The organism is Alterinioella nitratireducens (genome assembly GCF_013155465.1).
Classification (GTDB): Bacteria; Pseudomonadota; Alphaproteobacteria; order Rhodobacterales; family Rhodobacteraceae; genus Alterinioella; species Alterinioella nitratireducens.
Map to the genome: position 1 here is coordinate 99,462 of NZ_JABJVX010000007.1, position 15,231 is coordinate 114,692.

Below are 15,231 nucleotides of genomic sequence, written 5' to 3' on the forward strand. Positions count from 1 at the left end.
TTGAGCGGAGCATTGGCGGGGCTGGCCCAGGCGGGCTTTGCGATGCCGCCGGAATTGTCCCCCTATCCTGTTCGCAGGCCCGGTGGGGTCCAGCAGCGCACGGTGCAAGAGGCTGCCGAGCTGATCGCGGAGGCCGCCCTTGGCGGGACGGTGTCCTTTGCCGTGGCCGATGCCAATTCGGGCGTGATGCTGGAGGCGGTCAACCCGCTGCGCGCGATGCCGCCCGCCTCGGTCACCAAGGCGCTGACGGCGGCCTACGCGCTCAACCGGCTCGGTCCCGGCTACCGGTTCCGCACAAGGGTGCTGGCCGATGGGGTGGTGACGGATGGCCGGCTGGAGGGCGATCTGTGGCTGGTCGGCGGGGCCGATCCGCTGCTGGATACCGACCGGCTGAACGACCTGACCCGGAGCCTGGCCGAGGCGGGGCTGCGCGAGGTGACGGGTCGGTTCATCGTGGCGGCGGGGATGCTGCCGATGATCCACGAGATCGACCCGGACCAGCCCGCGCATGTCGGGTATAATCCGGCGATCTCGGCGCTGACGCTGAATTTCAACCGGGTGCATTTCGAATGGGAGCGGGGGCAGGACGGCTATGAGGTGCGGATGGACGCCCGGTCGGAGAGCGTGCGGCCCCCGGTCTCGATGACGCGGATGCAGGTGGTGGACCGGACCGCGCCCGTCTATGGCTATTCCACGACCGAGACCCATGAAAACTGGACCGTGGCCGAGAGTGCGCTGGGCCGTGGCGGGGCGCGCTGGCTGCCGGTGCGCAGGCCGCATCTTTATGCAGCCGAGGTGTTCAAGGTGCTGGCGCGATCGCGCGGCATCGTGCTGGACGAGGTGCAGGTGGAAACGGGGGCGCCGCCCGAGGATGCGCTGGTGATGGCGGCGCATGTATCCGAGCCGCTGGAGGAGATCCTGCGCGGCATGATGCGCTGGTCGACCAACCTGACCGCCGAGATCGTGGGGCTGCTGTCGACCCAGGCCGGGGGCGGGAACCCGCAGACGCTGCCGGAGTCGGCGGAGGCGATGGGCGACTGGATGCAGGAGCGCTGGGGCGTGCGGCGGCAGCATTTCGTGGACCATTCGGGGCTGGGCGACGAAAGCCGGATGAACACGCGCGAGATGGTGCGGGCCTTGGTCGGCTCCGGGGCGAACGGGGGCCTCAGGCGGCTGATGAAGGACATCCCGATGCGGGATCAGGACGGCAACGTCTTGCCCGATCACCCCGTCGATGTGGTGGCCAAGACCGGCACGCTCTATTTCGTCTCGACCCTTGCGGGGTTCGCGCGCGCACCGTCAGGCCGCGACCTGGCCTTCGCGATCTTCTGCGGCGACCTGGAACGGCGCGGAACCTTCGACACCTCGCAGGAGACACGCCCGCCGGGGGCAAGGGGCTATAACGGCCGCGCGAAACAGTTGCAGCAGGCGCTGATCGAGCGGTGGGCGGCGGTGCATGGGTGAGGCTTTGGTGCGCCGCAACGGGGTCGCAAACAGGCGCGACAGGCGACGGAATTGACCCTTACCTGCCGGACACGACCCGTCCGCAAGGCCCCCCGACATGAGCGTCACCCTTCAAACCCCGCCGATCTTTGTATCGCGCAGCCTTCAGGGCATTCTCTGTGTCATCATCGGCATGGCGCTGTTCGTCGCCCAGGATGTGGCGATGAAGGTGTTGATCACGCAATATCCGCTCTGGATGCTGATGACCGCGCGCGGAGTGGTCGGGTTGGCGGTGCTGGTACCGCTGATCGTGCTCCTGGGTGGTCCGCATCGGTTGCTGACCCCTCTCTGGCCGCTGCATCTGACGCGCGCGCTATTGATCACGCTGGCGTTCTCGGTGTTCTACGCGGTGTTCCCCTTCATGGGGCTGGCCGAAGTCTCGACCATCTTCTTTGCCGCGCCCCTGATTATCGCGGTGATGGCATGGGGCATTCTGGGTGAACAGATTGGCCCGCACCGGAGCATCGCCCTGTTGATCGGGTTCGCGGGCGTACTGGTGGCGCTGAACCCCGGCGGCGCGGCCTTTCAGCCCCTGTCACTGCTGCCGCTGCTTTGTGCCGCGGGCTATGCTGGGTCGCAGATCCTGGCGCGGGTGATCGGGGATCGCGATTCGCCGCTGACGGTCGGGGTCTACACGGTAGGGGCGATGGTGGTTACGGTGCCGCTGGTCGGGGCGCTGGTCAGTGCCGTCTTGCCCGAGACCGCCGCCATTCATCACTTGCGATGGGAGTGGTACGTGCCGCGCGGTCAGGCCGCACTGCATCTGGGCGGGCTTGGGGTGATCGGGCTGGTCGGCCTGATCTTCCTGTCACGCGCCTACCAGATTGCCAGTGCGGGCGTCGTGGCCCCCTTCGACTATGCCTATCTGCCGATGGCGACGGCAATTGCCTATCTGCTATGGGGAGAGGTTCCGGGGCCGACGACTCAGCTCGGCATGGCGATGATTGTCGCAAGCGGGGTCTATCTGGGCTACCGGGAATATCGCGCCTCGGGTACGGTCGCGGCGCAGGTCTCGCCTCACAACACCTGATGCCTGGCCCGCGCGCCGCGCTCGATGGCGGCGGCGTGCAGGCGGTCGATGTTGAACTGATAGCGGATCTCCATCAGCATCTCCAGTTCCTCCTGCCGGAGCAGACCGTCCGCCGCCGCCACGTCGCAGGCCAGCGCGTAGCCGGTCTCGTAGAGGCGCTCGGGCAGGGCGTCGGTGATCAGGCCGAAGAGGGCGTCCAGCCCGTCCTCGTCCTCGAACAGGTCGAAGACGATGCGGCTGACGGTGCTCATGCGGTCGTCGTCGTAATCGCCGAAGACCGGCAGGTGATTGACGATGCGTTCGATGGTGACAAGCTCGGCGGTGCGGATGTTTTCGTCCGAGACCGAGACGGCCATCATCAGGGCAACCAGCGCGTCCTGCGGCGAGAGGGAGGGTTGTTCGGTCACGGGAGCCTTGCCTTTCGATGGGGTATGCCCGGTATTTATTGACCCCGCCGCCTTGGCGCAATAGGGGCTGGCGCAGGCGCGGCACCGGGCCGCGTGACCCTTCTTATCTGATGGAAAGAGACATGACCGATCTGCGTGACGCTGCGATGAGCTCCAAGGCCTGGCCCTTTGAAGAAGCGCGCCGGTTGCTCAAACGCTACGAGAAAGCGCCGCCCGAGAAGGGGTATGTCCTGTTCGAGACCGGATACGGGCCGTCGGGCCTGCCGCATATCGGCACCTTCGGCGAGGTCTTGCGCACGACGATGATCCGGCGCGCCTTCGAGGTGATCTCGGATATTCCGACGCGGCTCATTTGTTTCTCCGACGATGTCGACGGGATGCGCAAGGTGCCGGGCAATGTGCCCAACCGCGAGGCGCTGGCCGAGCATCTGCAAAAGCCGCTGACGAGCGTGCCGGACCCGTTCGGCACGCATGAGAGCTTTGGCCACCACAACAACGCCATGCTGCGCCGGTTCCTGGATACGTTCGGGTTCGAGTACGAGTTCTATTCCGCCACCGAGTTCTACAAGTCGGGTCGCTTTGACGAGGTTCTGAAACGCGCGGTCGAGCGCTATGACGACGTAATGAAGGTGATGTTGAAATCCTTGCGCGAGGAACGTCAGCAGACCTATTCCATCTTCCTGCCGATCCACCCCGAGACGGGGCGCGTGATGTATGTGCCGATGAAGGAGGTGAACGCCAGGGATCACACGATCACCTTCGACGACGAGGACGGGCGCGAATGGGTACTGCCGGTGACGGGCGGCAACGTCAAGTTGCAATGGAAGCCCGATTTCGGCGCGCGGTGGGCGGCGCTGGACGTGGATTTCGAGATGTATGGCAAGGATCATTCCACCAACACGCCGATCTATGACCGGATCTGCGAGATCCTGGGCGGGCGGAAGCCCGAGCATTTCACCTATGAGCTGTTCCTCGATGAAAACGGGCAGAAGATCAGCAAATCGACCGGCAACGGGATTTCCATTGATGAATGGCTGACCTATGCCAGCACGGAGTCGCTGTCCTATTTCATGTATCTCAAGCCGAAGACGGCGAAGCGGATGCATTTCGACGTAATCCCGAAGGCGGTGGACGAGTATCACCAGCAATTGCGCGCCTATGCGGGGCAGGATGCCGCCGCGCGCGTGAACAACCCGGTGTTCCACATTCATGGGGCGGATGTGCCGGAATCGAACATGGTGGTGAGCTTTGCGATGCTGCTGAACCTGGCCTCCGTTGCCCATGCCGAGGACAAGGAGGCGCTGTGGGGCTTCATCCGCCGCTATGCGCCCGAGGCCAGCCCCGAGACGCATCCCGACCTGGACGATGCGGCGGGATTCGCGATCCGCTATTACAACGATTTCGTGAAGCCGCATCGGCAGTTCCGGCGGGCCGATGAGAAAGAGGCCGCGGCGATGGCCGACCTGGCGGCGCGGCTGCGCGCCTATGACGGCGAGGTCGAGGATGAGGCGTTGCAGACCATGGTGTTTGCGGTCGGCAAGGAGCACGGGTTCGAGCCGCTGCGCGACTGGTTCAAGGCGCTTTACGAGGTCTGTCTTGGGGCCTCGCAGGGCCCGCGTTTCGGGGGCTTCATCGCGCTTTATGGCGTCACGGAGACCGCCGATCTGATCGACGCCGCGCTGAAGGGCCAACTGGCATCGTGATTTGACCTCCTCCGCTGTCGCGCTAGTTTTTCCGTCAGGGGACATGCAAGCGGAGGAGATTTCCATGCGCAGAGCGATCCTTGCCCTGAGCCTGATCCTGGCCCCCCTCTGGGCCAGCGCACAGGAGGCGGAGACGCCGGACCTGGCGATACAGGGCGTCATATCCGACCAGTTTTCGGCCTTTTCCACCGGCAATGTGTTTACCGCCTGGACCTATGCCAGCCCGACGATCCAGAGCATCTTTCAGAACCCGCAATATTTCGGGGCCATGGTGGAGCGCGGGTTTCCGATGGTCTGGGATCCCGGCGAGGTGACGTTCCAGGGGCTTGAGATCCGCGATGGCCGCCCCGTGCAGCGGGTGCAGGTGATCGACCAGGCAGGCAACGCGCATCTTCTGGATTACGAGATGGTGATGGTGGAGGGCGACTGGCGCATCAGCGCGGTCGAGATCGTCGAGGCCCCCGGCGTGGGTGTCTGAGCTTAACCGCTTCTTAAGACCTCTTCGCTAAATCTGTCACATAACCGGGCCTTTTCGGCACCGGCATCCTTCTGGACACGACTGAAAACCGAGAACCCCACGTGCAGGTCAGGCACGCGGGGTCGAAACGCGTGTCCGGGTCAAGGGCGCGCGGCACGCAAAAAGGGGTCTGATATGAACCAAGTGATTACCGACGGGCTGAACCTGATGCCGCCCGCCTTTGGCGAGGGCCTGGGCGTCTGGAGCCAGGAGGACGGCACGCCCGGCACCGATACCTATGCAAGTGCCGCCAACGCGGCGCTGGTCGCGGCCGACCAGGATTTCGGCACCTGCCTGGAGATCCTGAAGACCGCTGGCACAACGCGGCTGCGCTATATGGGTGAGACGCCGGTTCTGCCGGGGCTCTACCTGCGGGTCTCGGCCCGGATCAAGGCGCTGTCGGGCAGCCTGCCCGATGTCCGTATCGCGGCCTGGGCGGGGCGGTCGAATGACACCAACGTGCCGGGCGTCACCGAGGTCGGTCCGCAGACCGCGCTGACCGCCTATGGCGAGGTGGTCACGGTCTCCGCCATCATCGGGGTCGGCGCGCGCGGCGGTGTCGACATGGCCTGGGGCGAGGAAGCGGCCTATGGCCATATGGGCCTGGACCTGACCGGGGCCAATGGCGGCACCGTGCGGATCGAGAGCATCAAGGTCGAGGACATCACCCATGTCTTCTACCGCAAGCTGATGGATTGGGTCGACGTCAAGGATTTCGGCGCTGTCGGCAATGGCTCCACCGACGACACCGGCGCGTTCAACGCGGCCGATGCGGCGGCGAACGGGCGCGAGGTTCTGATCTCGGAAGGGACCTATCGCATCAATGGCAACCTGACGATGCAGAGCCCGGTGCGGTTCCAGGGGCAATTGTCGATGCCCGATTACGCGCGGCTGGTGCTGTCGAAGAATTTCGACCTGCCGAGCTATGCCGATGCCTTTGGCGGCGACGAGGTGCAGGGGTTCAAGAAGGGCTTTCAGGCCATGCTGAACCACGGCGATCACGAGTCATTCGACATGGGCGGGCGGCGGGTGCTGCTGGACGCGCCGATCGACATGCAGGCGGTGGTCGGCAACAAGAACACCTATGCCAATCAGCGCAGCATCCAGAACGGGCAGTTCTCCTGCATCGACAGCCCGAATTGGAATGACACCGTGACGACACGCAACGCCACATGGTCGGCATCCCAGGCCGACCGGCTGGACAATGTCACCAATGCCGGGGCCATCCCCATCGGGTCGCTGGTCACGGCGGGCCAGGGTGTCGGGCGCGAGGTCTATGTGCGGGCGATCAACGTGGCGGCGGGTCGCGTCTTCCTGTCCAGCCCGCTCGGCACGGCGCCGAGCCAGCAGACCTACACCTTCCGCCGGTTCAAATACATCCTCGACTTCTCGGGCTTCGAGCAGTTGCAGCGGTTCTCGATCTCGGGGGTGGAGTTCCTCTGTGCCGGGCGGGCCAGCGCCGTGATGCTGCCCAAGGACGGGCTGATCTTCCACGTCAAGGATTGCTTCTTCACCGGCCCTAAGGATCGCGGCATCACCTCGATCGAAGGCGGCTGCGCGGGGATGCTGCTGGACCGCAACCAGTTCCTGTCGAACGAACAGACATTGCGCGTTCAGGACCGCACGACCATCGCCTTCAACACCAATTCCAACGATGTGAAGGTGCGCGACAACCGGTCGGTCAAGTTCAAGCATTTCGGCGTCTTCGGCGGCAATGGCAACCTGATCACCGGCAATCACTGGTTCCAGGGCGACAGCGAGCCGAACGGGTTGATCACGGCGGGCATCGTGCTGACCAACACCAACGTCAAGACCACGATCCACGGCAACTATATCGACAACAGTTTCATCGAATGGGGCAATGAGCACGACCCGGAGCCGGAGATGTCGGGCGAGTTCTCGTTCGGCGGGCTGACGATCAACGCCAATATCTTCACCGCGAACGGGATCGCGGGCTGGTCGAAATTCATCCAGATCAAGCCCTATGGACCCGATCACTACATCAACGGCCTGTCCATTTGCGACAATGTGTTCAAACATCTGAACGGCAATGCGCTCGGCTCGGCGGAAGGGGTCGATGACAGCATCGCGCCGCTCGACCACACCCGTGCGCGCAATTTCCTGATGTCGGGCAATGTCTATCACGGCGTCAACCGCAATTCGCAGAACCCGGTGACGGTGCGGGTCAATGAAAGCGGCGACAGCAATACCTGGGAGGTCGATCTGCGCGATTACCTGCCGTTCGGGTCCGAGGCGCGGGTGGCGGTGTCGGTCCTGCCCGAGGGCGCGATCCGGTCGCCCGGAAATGTCGCGGTCTATACCATGCCCTATTGCACTACGCGTCACGGTGTCGGGCGCGGGTCGATCCGGATCAACTGGTCGCAGCCGGTGCATGGCACGGTGCAACTGACGGCGCGTTGCGACACGGTGTGATCCTGCCGTGAAGGGCGGCCCGCCGGGTGCGCGGGCCGCCCTGTCCTAGGCGCGCTTAAATTCTATAAGAACTTTCCAGCTTTGCGGGTCCATCAGGGTCCAGCTCTCCCGCCCCACGGTATAGCCGTAGCGCGCGGGCGGGCCGTCAGCGAGGGTGAAGGTCACCTCGGCGCCGTTGGTCTCGATCCGGCCCAGATGTTCGCGCGTCCAGAGCGTGGCACCTTCATCCTGCGCCGACCAGATGCCATGCGCCTCCTCGCCATCCGTCCAGTGCAGCGTATAGCTGCCATCGGGGCGGAAATACCATTCGTCCAGCGTGGCGCGGTTGCGCCAGACGCCCTCGACGCTTGCCTCGGTTCCCAACACGCGGTCGAACTCCTCCCCGTCCCAGGTCATGGCCTGGCCGCCGCGATGAATGGAAATCGGGGCGGCGGGTTCGGCGATGTGATAGCCGCCATCGGGCGCGACCTCGTAGGTGGCGAGTTCACCGGGGATGATCCAGATGCCTGGCAGGTCGGGGTCGATGGTCATGCGGGCATGGTGACGCGCGGGGGCCGGTTTGGCAATGCGCGTCAGATGTCGGCCGTCGCGCCGGACAGGTCCAGGTCTTCCGCGCTGATCTGGTAGGCGCGTCCGAAGCCGCCGTTCAGGTGGCCGGCCTGCACCTCGAGCCGCATCATGATGAAATCGCTGAAATCGTAGTAAAGCGTCGCCTTGGGGTGCTGCGCCAGAAAAAGCGACTTGAGGGCGTCCTTGTCGGTGGGGCGCGCCACGCACTGCAGGGTCAGGCGCGGATGGGTCAGCGGATCGCCGCGCGCGCCCGCGTCCCCCACCAGGAGCGAGCAGGCCGGGTTCTGCTTGAGCGCCCCGGTATGCATGGATATTTCCGAGATCAGCGTCACCGGCATCCCGTCCGGCGCGGTCCCGACCGAGACGCGGGTGACATGCGGGGCCAGCGTTCCGGGGCAGATCACGCCAAGCGCCCCGTGCCGCGCCGAGCGCAGCAGATGCTGTGCCAGCGAGCGCGACGCCTCGCCGGTTTCCAGCAGATGGGACTTTGCGTCCGACATGGCCGCACCTCCTTGGCAAGAAGGCGTAGCATGGCAGGCGCTTTGAATGAACCTGACCATATGGTCAGAATTGGTGCCAGAGGCCCAGTTCCAGGCCGAACCTTGGGTTTTCCTCGAAACTGGTGCGCGCGCCCAGTTCCAGCGATGTGCCGTCGCGGATGCGGAACACGACCGAGGGGTTGATGCCGTAGCTGATGTCATTGCCCGGCCAATCCTCGGCCATCAGTTGCAGCATCACGGACAGCCGGTCGGATCGGCGCAGGCCAAGCGTGGCCTCGACCTTCCAGCGCTGCGTGTCTCGCGTCAGGTCGCGGATCGCCACCGCCTCCAGCCCGATCCAGCCGCCCGCCATCCCGCCCGGTATCCAGTCCAGCGCTTCGGCCCCGAAGCCGCGCCCGACCGAGAGGCCCGCGCGGGCAAGGCGGCTGTCGTCCAGACCCGCGACGCGGCGCTGCCCAAGCCCGAAATCCAGCGCCACCTGCCAGGTCGCGTCAGGCCGGGTCAGGGTGCGGCGCAGGAAGATCAGCGCCTCATCCGTGTAGGTGCCGCGCCCCAGATCCAGCCCCAGGGTCAGGCGGCGACCAAGCCCGACCTCGCCATAGAGCGAGCTGAACGCCTCCATCCGCATATCGCCCGCGGCGAGCGCGTCGGCGGTGGTGGCGAGGTTGTGCGAATAGGACAGGAACACCTCACCCGGTGCGCGCGCCCAAGGGCCGGCCTGGACGGAGGGCGCGAGGAGGCCCGCGAGAGCCAGGAGGGCAGCGAAGAGCCGGTGCATGCCCCGAGGCTCCTCCGATACCGGTTAACACAATGCTAACGCCTGCGGCGAAAGGCCGTTTTCAATTCAAACTGATGTCAAATTGTAACCGTCTTTGCGGTGCAGACTGACGCCGGAACCCTACCCCCCGTGCCCATCGGAGCCTTGCCCATGTTTACCCAGTGCCTTCTTTCGTTCATCCGCCGCGACAGCGGGGCCGTGACCGTCGACATGACCATCTTGATGGCCGCCATTGTCGGGCTTGGCCTGGCCACGACGGCGGTGGTCAATTCCGGCACGGCCGACCTGAGCCAATACGTGGATGACCAGTTGACCGACATGGTCGACGACCCGACAAGCTTGCAGATGCTGAGGGCCAATCACGACGCCAGTTGGCGGGCCGAGTTGCAGGAGCGGGTGGCGGGCTTCAACGACAACCGGCTGACGCGCGGCTACAACAACCTCTATGCCCGCGCCCAGACCGGCAATGCGAACCAGCGCGCCAACCGCATCGACCGGCTTGGCGTGTTCGAGGCCGAGATGATCGCGCGCGGCCTGCCGATCCCGGATGGCAACACCCGCCATGCCGATCTGCACGCCGCGTGGCTGGCCACCTATTCCTGACGGTTTCGCGGGCGGCGAAATGGTGTAGGGCAGGGGCGATGCAATCCTCTGGAACCCCCCGATGCCTGACACGCGCATGAAACTGGTCCTGGTCACCCCCGAGATCCCCGGCAATACCGGCACCATCGGGCGCACCTGCGTGGCGCTGGACCTGGAGCTGATCCTGATCCGACCTTACGGGTTCTCGATCGACGACAAGGCGGTGCGGCGCGCGGGGCTGGATTACTGGAAACATGTCCGCTTGAGCGAATATGACAGCTGGCAGGCTTTCCTTGAGGATCGCCAGCCGCCGCGCGAGAGCCTGTTCCTGTTCGAGGATGACGGTGCGGGCAGCGTCTATGACCCCCTCTACCCCGACGACGCCTATCTGGTCTTCGGACGCGAGACCAAGGGTTTGCAGGCGGAAATACTGGAGGGAATGGAGGACCGCATCTTTCACCTGCCGATGCTCAGCCCGCATATCCGCTCGCTCAACCTGGCCAACGCGGCGACGGCGGTGGTCTACCAGGCGATGCGGGCGCGGTTCACCGGCTGAGGTCGCAAATCGGCCCGAATTGATCCTTGAAATGTCCCGACCCGCGCAAAGGCCCGCCGCGATTGCCCTCTACGTCAGGGCGGGACACAGCATTGAGGACAGAAAAAATGTATCTATCGAGCAGATTGAAGACTTTCGCAGCCGGAGAGTCCGGGGCCGTCACCGTCGATTGGGTGATCCTGACCGCTGGACTCGTCGGGTTGGGGCTGGCCACCATGACCGTGGTCAGCGCGGGCGTGGAGGATGTGAGCGGCGATACCGGAGATGCCCTGACCGATTTCGAGATCGCCAGCAGCTTTGCCGAGCTGGTCGATTATTCGGGCCATTCGCTGGTCGGGCCCTCGCATAACGAGGCCTGGCGCACCGGTGAGACCGCGCGGTTCGGGGCCATGTCGGATGCCGACCTGATGGCGGCCTACAATGCCTCCTACGGGATCGCGACGGGCGGCGTTTACCCCCATGCCCAACATGAGACCGATCGGATCGGGGTGATGGAGCAGGAGATGGCCGCGCGCGGGATGACCATCCCCAACGGCAACACGCCCTATACCACATTGCACACCAACCAGGGTGGCACGGTCAGCTGACGCGGACGCGTGGATGAAGCTGGCGGGCGGGTCCGGAAAAGGGCCTGCCCGTTCTGGCATCCGGGTCTGGCGGGGGCTGCGATGGGTTGCTAGGCTGATCTCCAGTGATGGGAGTAAGCCAGATGCCGAACATTCAGAAAGGTGCCGACCTGCAAACGGTCATCACCACATTCGAGACCACGCCGGGAACCTGCCAGGACCTGCTGGACGCGCTGACCGACGCCTATGCCGTCTTCATCTCGAAGCAGCCGGGATTCATCGGGGCGGGCCTGCATGTCAACGATGCGCAGACGCGGGTGGCGAATTACTCGCAATGGACGCGGCGCGAGGATTTCCAGGCGATGCTGCGCTCGGACGAGATGCGCAGGCGCAACCGGATCATCCATGACATGTGCCGCAGCTTCGAGCCGGTGATGTATGATGTCACCGCCACGTTTTGACGATAATCGCGCTTGAGGTCTGCGTCGACACGCTGGCCGGTGCGAAGGCCGCGCAGGAGGGGGGCGCGGACCGGGTGGAACTGTGTTCGTCGCTGTCGGAAGGCGGGCTGACGCCGTCGGCGGGGTTGATGCAGGCGGCGGCAAGGCTCGACATTCCCTGTGTCGCCATGATCCGGCCCCGGTCGGGGCTGTTCGATTTCGACGCGGGCGATCTGCCCGTGATGCTGGCCGATATCGCGGCGGCGAAGGCGGCGGGATTGGCGGGCGTGGTTCTGGGCGTGCAGGGCGCCGATGAGCGGCTGGACACCGGGTTGCTGCGGCAATTGCTGGAGGCCGCCCGCCCGTTGCCCGCGACGTTGCACCGGGTGATCGACGTGGTGCCGGACCCGATGGCGGCGCTGGACCAGGCGATTGCGTTTGGCTTTGAACGGGTGCTGACATCAGGCGCGGAGCCTGCGGCCCCCGATGGCGCGGCCCTGATCCGGGCGATGGTGGCGCGCGCGGGCGGACGGGTCTCGGTCATGCCGGGCTGCGGGCTGGAGCCGGGGAATGTCGCCGCGCTGGTGCGCGCCACGGGCGTGACGGAGGTTCACGCGGCCTGCGCCTCGCCCGCGCCCGGCGCGCGCGCGTTTTCCGATTTCGACCCGCCGGGCGGGCGCTTCGTGACCGATCCGGCAAAGGTGCGCGCGATGGTGGCGGCACTGGACGGGGTGACGCCATGAGCAGTGATTTCAAGAGCGAGCTCAAGCTCTTGCGCCAGGAGGTCGCGCGCCTCAACGCGCATCGGTTCATCCGGTTGCAGAACTCGGTTCCCCGGATGCTGGCCTTCAACTTCGCGCGCGGGCTGGCCTTTGGCCTCGGCACCGTGGTCGGCGCGTCCTTCCTGGTCTCGGTCGTGGTCTACGCGCTGAGCCAGATAGATTTCATCCCCGTCCTGGGCGATTGGGCGGCGCAGATCGCCGACCAGATCCGGAACGCGCCCTGACGGGACTTGTCCGGCCTCCGCGTTCTCCTATCTAAAGGGTCAGGATTAACGCAGCCCAGGAGACCTAGCCGATGCAATGCCCCGTCGATGGAGCCACCCTTGTCATGACCGACCGCAACGGGGTCGAGATCGACTACTGCCCCACCTGTCGCGGCGTCTGGCTGGATCGGGGCGAACTGGACAAGATCATCGAACGCAGCGCCGCACCTGCCGCGCCGCCCCGTGGCGAGGATCGGGACTATCGCGAGCGCCGCGACAAGCCCCGCAAGCGCGAGGGCGTGGGGTCGTTCCTGGGCGATATCTTCGACTTCTGAGGCGCGGTCTGGCATGGTGGCACCCGAGACCCCACCAGCGGAGGCCCCATGTCCGAGCTACCCGTGATCGGCGCGCAGTTGTGCGTGCTGGATATCGACCGCCACCGCGACTGGCTGTTCGAGAAGAACCGCGACCTGGAGTTGCCGGAATTCTGCCTGGCCGACATCCTGAACGCGCCCGCGCCCTTCATCGGGATGGCGAAGGCCAAGCTGGATGGCTGGCACGGGCGGCTTGGTATTCACGGGCCGTTTTCGGGGTTCGAACTGGACGTGAAGGATGCCGAGATCCGCGCCGTGGTGCAGAAGCGGATCGACCAGGCGCTCGATGTCTGCGCCGCGCTGGAGGCGCGCCAGATGGTGCTGCATTCGCCCTATGACGTCTGGGATCATGCCAACCTGGACAATGGGCCGGGCGACCGCGCGCGCCATGTCCGGGCGGTTCTGGAAACGCTGAAACCGGCGCTGGACCGGGCCGAGGCCCTGGGCGTCGTGCTGGTGCTGGAGAACATCAAGGATGTCGATCCCGCCGCCCGCGCCGCCGTGGTGGACGCCGCCGACAGCCCCGCCCTGCGCCTCTCGGTCGATACCGGCCACGCGCTTTGGGCGCATGTGACCTGTGGCGCGCCGCCCGTGGATCGGTTCATTTCGCAGGCGGGCGCGAACCTGGCGCATATTCACCTTCAGGATGCCGACGGCTATGCCGACCGGCACTGGCCGCTCGGGCGGGGCAATATCTTGTGGGAGGCGGTCTTCACCGCGCTGGCCGGGACCAAGGCCGCCCCGCACCTGATCGTCGAGATCAACGATTTCGACCGGGTCCGCGAGAGCGTGGCGCATCTGGAACGGTTGGGGCTGGCCTGCTGACCGGGTCGGCGCGGGAACGCCCCCGACCGGGTTTGGCGGGGGCGTTCGGTCATGTTGCGCTCTGGCGTCAGTCGAATTGCACCTGGATCAGGTCAAAGGCCGGATCGGCGACCCGCGCGCAGGCCGTCTGTCCATCATCGCTGATCGGCAGGGCAAGCTCTCCGCCCGCTGCCAGCATGGCGATGGCCTGGGTGATCCGTGTGCCGGGGGCCATCGTGACGCAGGCATTGACGGCGCCCGGCATCATCGGAACGGCGGCGATGGACTGGTTCGGTTCGGTCGGCGCGACGGCAAGGCCGGTCGCGTCGAGCGTCTGCCCGTTGCCGTCCATCTGGGTCATGGCGACCTCGATCTGGGCCGGGTGGGCATTGCTTGAGAAGGCCGCGATGAACTGTTCGGCGGTGGCGGTGGTGGCGGTGGCGCCCAGAACGAGGGCGGCAGTAAGAAGGCGTCGCATGGTACGTTTCCTTTCCTGAAGCATCCGCCCGTCCAACTGAAGCGGGCGCATGGGGGCTGCGCGGGCGGTGCCGGTCTTGCAGTGACCTGCGTGGCCGCCCGTGATGCGGAAAGAACGCCGCCGGTGCGGTTCGGTTCCCGGCGCCCATCACCATATGTGGCAAATGCGCAACAGGTTAGGTGCCTCAGTCGAAATTCACCACGATCATGTCGAGATTGGACAAGCTGCCGGGGGTGCAGGTCGTGCGCCCGTCGGAGGTGGCGGCAAGCGCCTGTTCGCTGCCGTTTTCCATCAAGGCGCGCGCGCTGGTGATGCGCTGCGATCCGCTCAAGCTGACGCAGACGCGCGCGGCTGAGGGCAGCATGTTCACCGCCCAGGTCGATTGTCCGGCCCCGATGCGCGCGATGCGCTGGCGCTCGGTGTCGATGGTGCCGCCGGAGGCGTCGAATTGGGTGATCTGAATGTTGAGCGTGTTGGGGTGCGAGGGGCTGAGGAAGGTGGCGATGAATTGTTCGGCGCTGGCAATATGGGCCGAGCCGAGAAGCAGCAGGGCAGAGAGGGCAAGACGCATTGCAATGTTCCTTTGGAGAAATCAGGGCGCGGTTATTTTAACATAATATGGGCTCGTGCGGAATTGAATCGTCGCTCAGGGGGCGGGGGCCACGCAGAGCACGACCTCACGCGTGGTGCAGGCGGTGTCGAGGCAGGTGATCTGGTCGAGATGGACGGGGTCGGAGGGCGCGGGGTCTTCGCCAAAGGCGAGCACGCGGGTCACGCATTGCGGCGTCGCGGGCAGCGCGGTGCCCAGATCGGTGACATAGCTGGCGGCGGCAAGGTCGAGCCCGATGGCGGGGCGCGCGTTATGGGCCAGCGCGGGGCTGACGCCGAGGGCGAGGCAGAGCGGGGCGAGGAACTGGCGCATGGGGTCAACCTCCGAGCGGGCATTCAGGGGTTGGTCGTGCGGGGGCGGGAACGGGTTCAAAAATCCCGATGGTTTACCCGGTG

The 15,231-nt window shown here is 65.6% G+C and carries 20 protein-coding genes; 13 read left to right on the forward strand and 7 right to left on the reverse strand.

Annotation, left to right across the window (positions count from 1 at the left end):
- The gene (gene dacB / locus HNS34_RS12880) at positions 1-1,464 is read left to right on the forward strand and encodes a D-alanyl-D-alanine carboxypeptidase/D-alanyl-D-alanine endopeptidase (RefSeq protein WP_328700526.1); all 1,464 of its coding nucleotides are present in this window, start codon (positions 1-3) and stop codon (positions 1,462-1,464) included.
- Between the two features lie 97 nt (positions 1,465-1,561).
- Positions 1,562-2,533, forward strand: a complete 972-nt coding sequence (locus HNS34_RS12885) for a DMT family transporter (RefSeq protein WP_172320483.1) — start codon at positions 1,562-1,564, stop codon at positions 2,531-2,533.
- Here HNS34_RS12885 and HNS34_RS12890 read toward each other — a convergent pair.
- Positions 2,521-2,940, reverse strand: coding sequence for a tellurite resistance TerB family protein (locus HNS34_RS12890; RefSeq protein WP_328700527.1), 420 nt, complete (start codon positions 2,938-2,940; stop codon positions 2,521-2,523). The genes HNS34_RS12885 and HNS34_RS12890 overlap by 13 nt on opposite strands.
- Before the next feature lie 122 nt (positions 2,941-3,062).
- Here HNS34_RS12890 and HNS34_RS12895 point away from each other — a divergent pair, with 122 nt between their 5' ends.
- From HNS34_RS12895 to HNS34_RS12905, 3 genes are all read left to right on the forward strand, one after another.
- Complete coding sequence (locus HNS34_RS12895; protein WP_172320484.1) at positions 3,063-4,643, forward strand: lysine--tRNA ligase; 1,581 nt, start codon at positions 3,063-3,065, stop codon at positions 4,641-4,643.
- 64 nt (positions 4,644-4,707) lie between these two features.
- The gene (locus HNS34_RS12900; protein WP_172320485.1) at positions 4,708-5,121 is read left to right on the forward strand and encodes a DUF4864 domain-containing protein; all 414 of its coding nucleotides are present in this window, start codon (positions 4,708-4,710) and stop codon (positions 5,119-5,121) included.
- A gap of 174 nt (positions 5,122-5,295) precedes the next feature.
- Positions 5,296-7,593, forward strand: a complete 2,298-nt coding sequence (locus tag HNS34_RS12905) for a glycosyl hydrolase family 28-related protein (protein ID WP_172320486.1) — start codon at positions 5,296-5,298, stop codon at positions 7,591-7,593.
- Between the two features lie 45 nt (positions 7,594-7,638).
- Here the strand turns inward: HNS34_RS12905 and HNS34_RS12910 are convergent, their stop codons facing one another.
- The 3 genes from HNS34_RS12910 to HNS34_RS12920 form a co-directional block, all read right to left on the reverse strand.
- Positions 7,639-8,124 (reverse strand): hypothetical protein, encoded by a 486-nt coding sequence (locus HNS34_RS12910; protein WP_172320487.1) that lies wholly within the window; start codon positions 8,122-8,124, stop codon positions 7,639-7,641.
- A gap of 41 nt (positions 8,125-8,165) precedes the next feature.
- Complete coding sequence (locus tag HNS34_RS12915; protein ID WP_172320488.1) at positions 8,166-8,663, reverse strand: HugZ family pyridoxamine 5'-phosphate oxidase; 498 nt, start codon at positions 8,661-8,663, stop codon at positions 8,166-8,168.
- A 64-nt stretch (positions 8,664-8,727) separates the two neighbouring features.
- On the reverse strand, positions 8,728-9,441 hold the full coding sequence (locus HNS34_RS12920) for a hypothetical protein (RefSeq protein ID WP_172320489.1): 714 nt from the start codon (positions 9,439-9,441) through the stop codon (positions 8,728-8,730).
- Between the two features lie 150 nt (positions 9,442-9,591).
- Here HNS34_RS12920 and HNS34_RS12925 point away from each other — a divergent pair, with 150 nt between their 5' ends.
- The 8 genes from HNS34_RS12925 to HNS34_RS12960 all read left to right on the forward strand — a co-directional run bounded on the left by HNS34_RS12925 (position 9,592) and on the right by HNS34_RS12960 (position 13,769).
- Positions 9,592-10,044, forward strand: coding sequence for a hypothetical protein (locus HNS34_RS12925; protein WP_172320393.1), 453 nt, complete (start codon positions 9,592-9,594; stop codon positions 10,042-10,044).
- 61 nt (positions 10,045-10,105) lie between these two features.
- The gene (locus tag HNS34_RS12930) at positions 10,106-10,579 is read left to right on the forward strand and encodes a tRNA (cytidine(34)-2'-O)-methyltransferase (protein WP_172320490.1); all 474 of its coding nucleotides are present in this window, start codon (positions 10,106-10,108) and stop codon (positions 10,577-10,579) included.
- A gap of 125 nt (positions 10,580-10,704) precedes the next feature.
- Positions 10,705-11,166, forward strand: coding sequence for a hypothetical protein (locus HNS34_RS12935; RefSeq protein WP_172320394.1), 462 nt, complete (start codon positions 10,705-10,707; stop codon positions 11,164-11,166).
- A 122-nt stretch (positions 11,167-11,288) separates the two neighbouring features.
- Positions 11,289-11,606, forward strand: coding sequence for an antibiotic biosynthesis monooxygenase family protein (locus HNS34_RS12940; protein WP_172320491.1), 318 nt, complete (start codon positions 11,289-11,291; stop codon positions 11,604-11,606).
- Positions 11,603-12,328 carry a copper homeostasis protein CutC gene (locus tag HNS34_RS12945; protein WP_172320492.1) on the forward strand — a complete coding sequence of 242 codons (726 nt, stop codon included), beginning with the start codon at positions 11,603-11,605 and terminating at the stop codon, positions 12,326-12,328. The genes HNS34_RS12940 and HNS34_RS12945 overlap by 4 nt, the downstream gene beginning before the upstream one ends.
- Positions 12,325-12,591, forward strand: coding sequence for a DUF5665 domain-containing protein (locus HNS34_RS12950; RefSeq protein ID WP_172320493.1), 267 nt, complete (start codon positions 12,325-12,327; stop codon positions 12,589-12,591). Before HNS34_RS12945 ends, HNS34_RS12950 begins: the two co-directional genes overlap by 4 nt.
- 71 nt (positions 12,592-12,662) lie before the next feature.
- On the forward strand, positions 12,663-12,905 hold the full coding sequence (locus tag HNS34_RS12955) for a TFIIB-type zinc ribbon-containing protein (RefSeq protein WP_172320494.1): 243 nt from the start codon (positions 12,663-12,665) through the stop codon (positions 12,903-12,905).
- A 48-nt stretch (positions 12,906-12,953) separates the two neighbouring features.
- A complete protein-coding gene (locus HNS34_RS12960; protein WP_172320495.1) occupies positions 12,954-13,769 on the forward strand; it encodes a sugar phosphate isomerase/epimerase family protein in 816 nt (271 codons plus the stop codon).
- Between the two features lie 67 nt (positions 13,770-13,836).
- Here HNS34_RS12960 and HNS34_RS12965 read toward each other — a convergent pair whose 3' ends face one another.
- From HNS34_RS12965 to HNS34_RS12975, 3 genes are all read right to left on the reverse strand, one after another.
- Positions 13,837-14,226, reverse strand: a complete 390-nt coding sequence (locus HNS34_RS12965; protein WP_172320496.1) for a hypothetical protein — start codon at positions 14,224-14,226, stop codon at positions 13,837-13,839.
- A gap of 184 nt (positions 14,227-14,410) precedes the next feature.
- Complete coding sequence (locus tag HNS34_RS12970; protein WP_172320497.1) at positions 14,411-14,797, reverse strand: hypothetical protein; 387 nt, start codon at positions 14,795-14,797, stop codon at positions 14,411-14,413.
- 75 nt (positions 14,798-14,872) lie between these two features.
- Positions 14,873-15,148, reverse strand: coding sequence for a hypothetical protein (locus HNS34_RS12975; protein ID WP_172320498.1), 276 nt, complete (start codon positions 15,146-15,148; stop codon positions 14,873-14,875).
- Between the last annotated feature and the right edge of the window lie 83 nt (positions 15,149-15,231).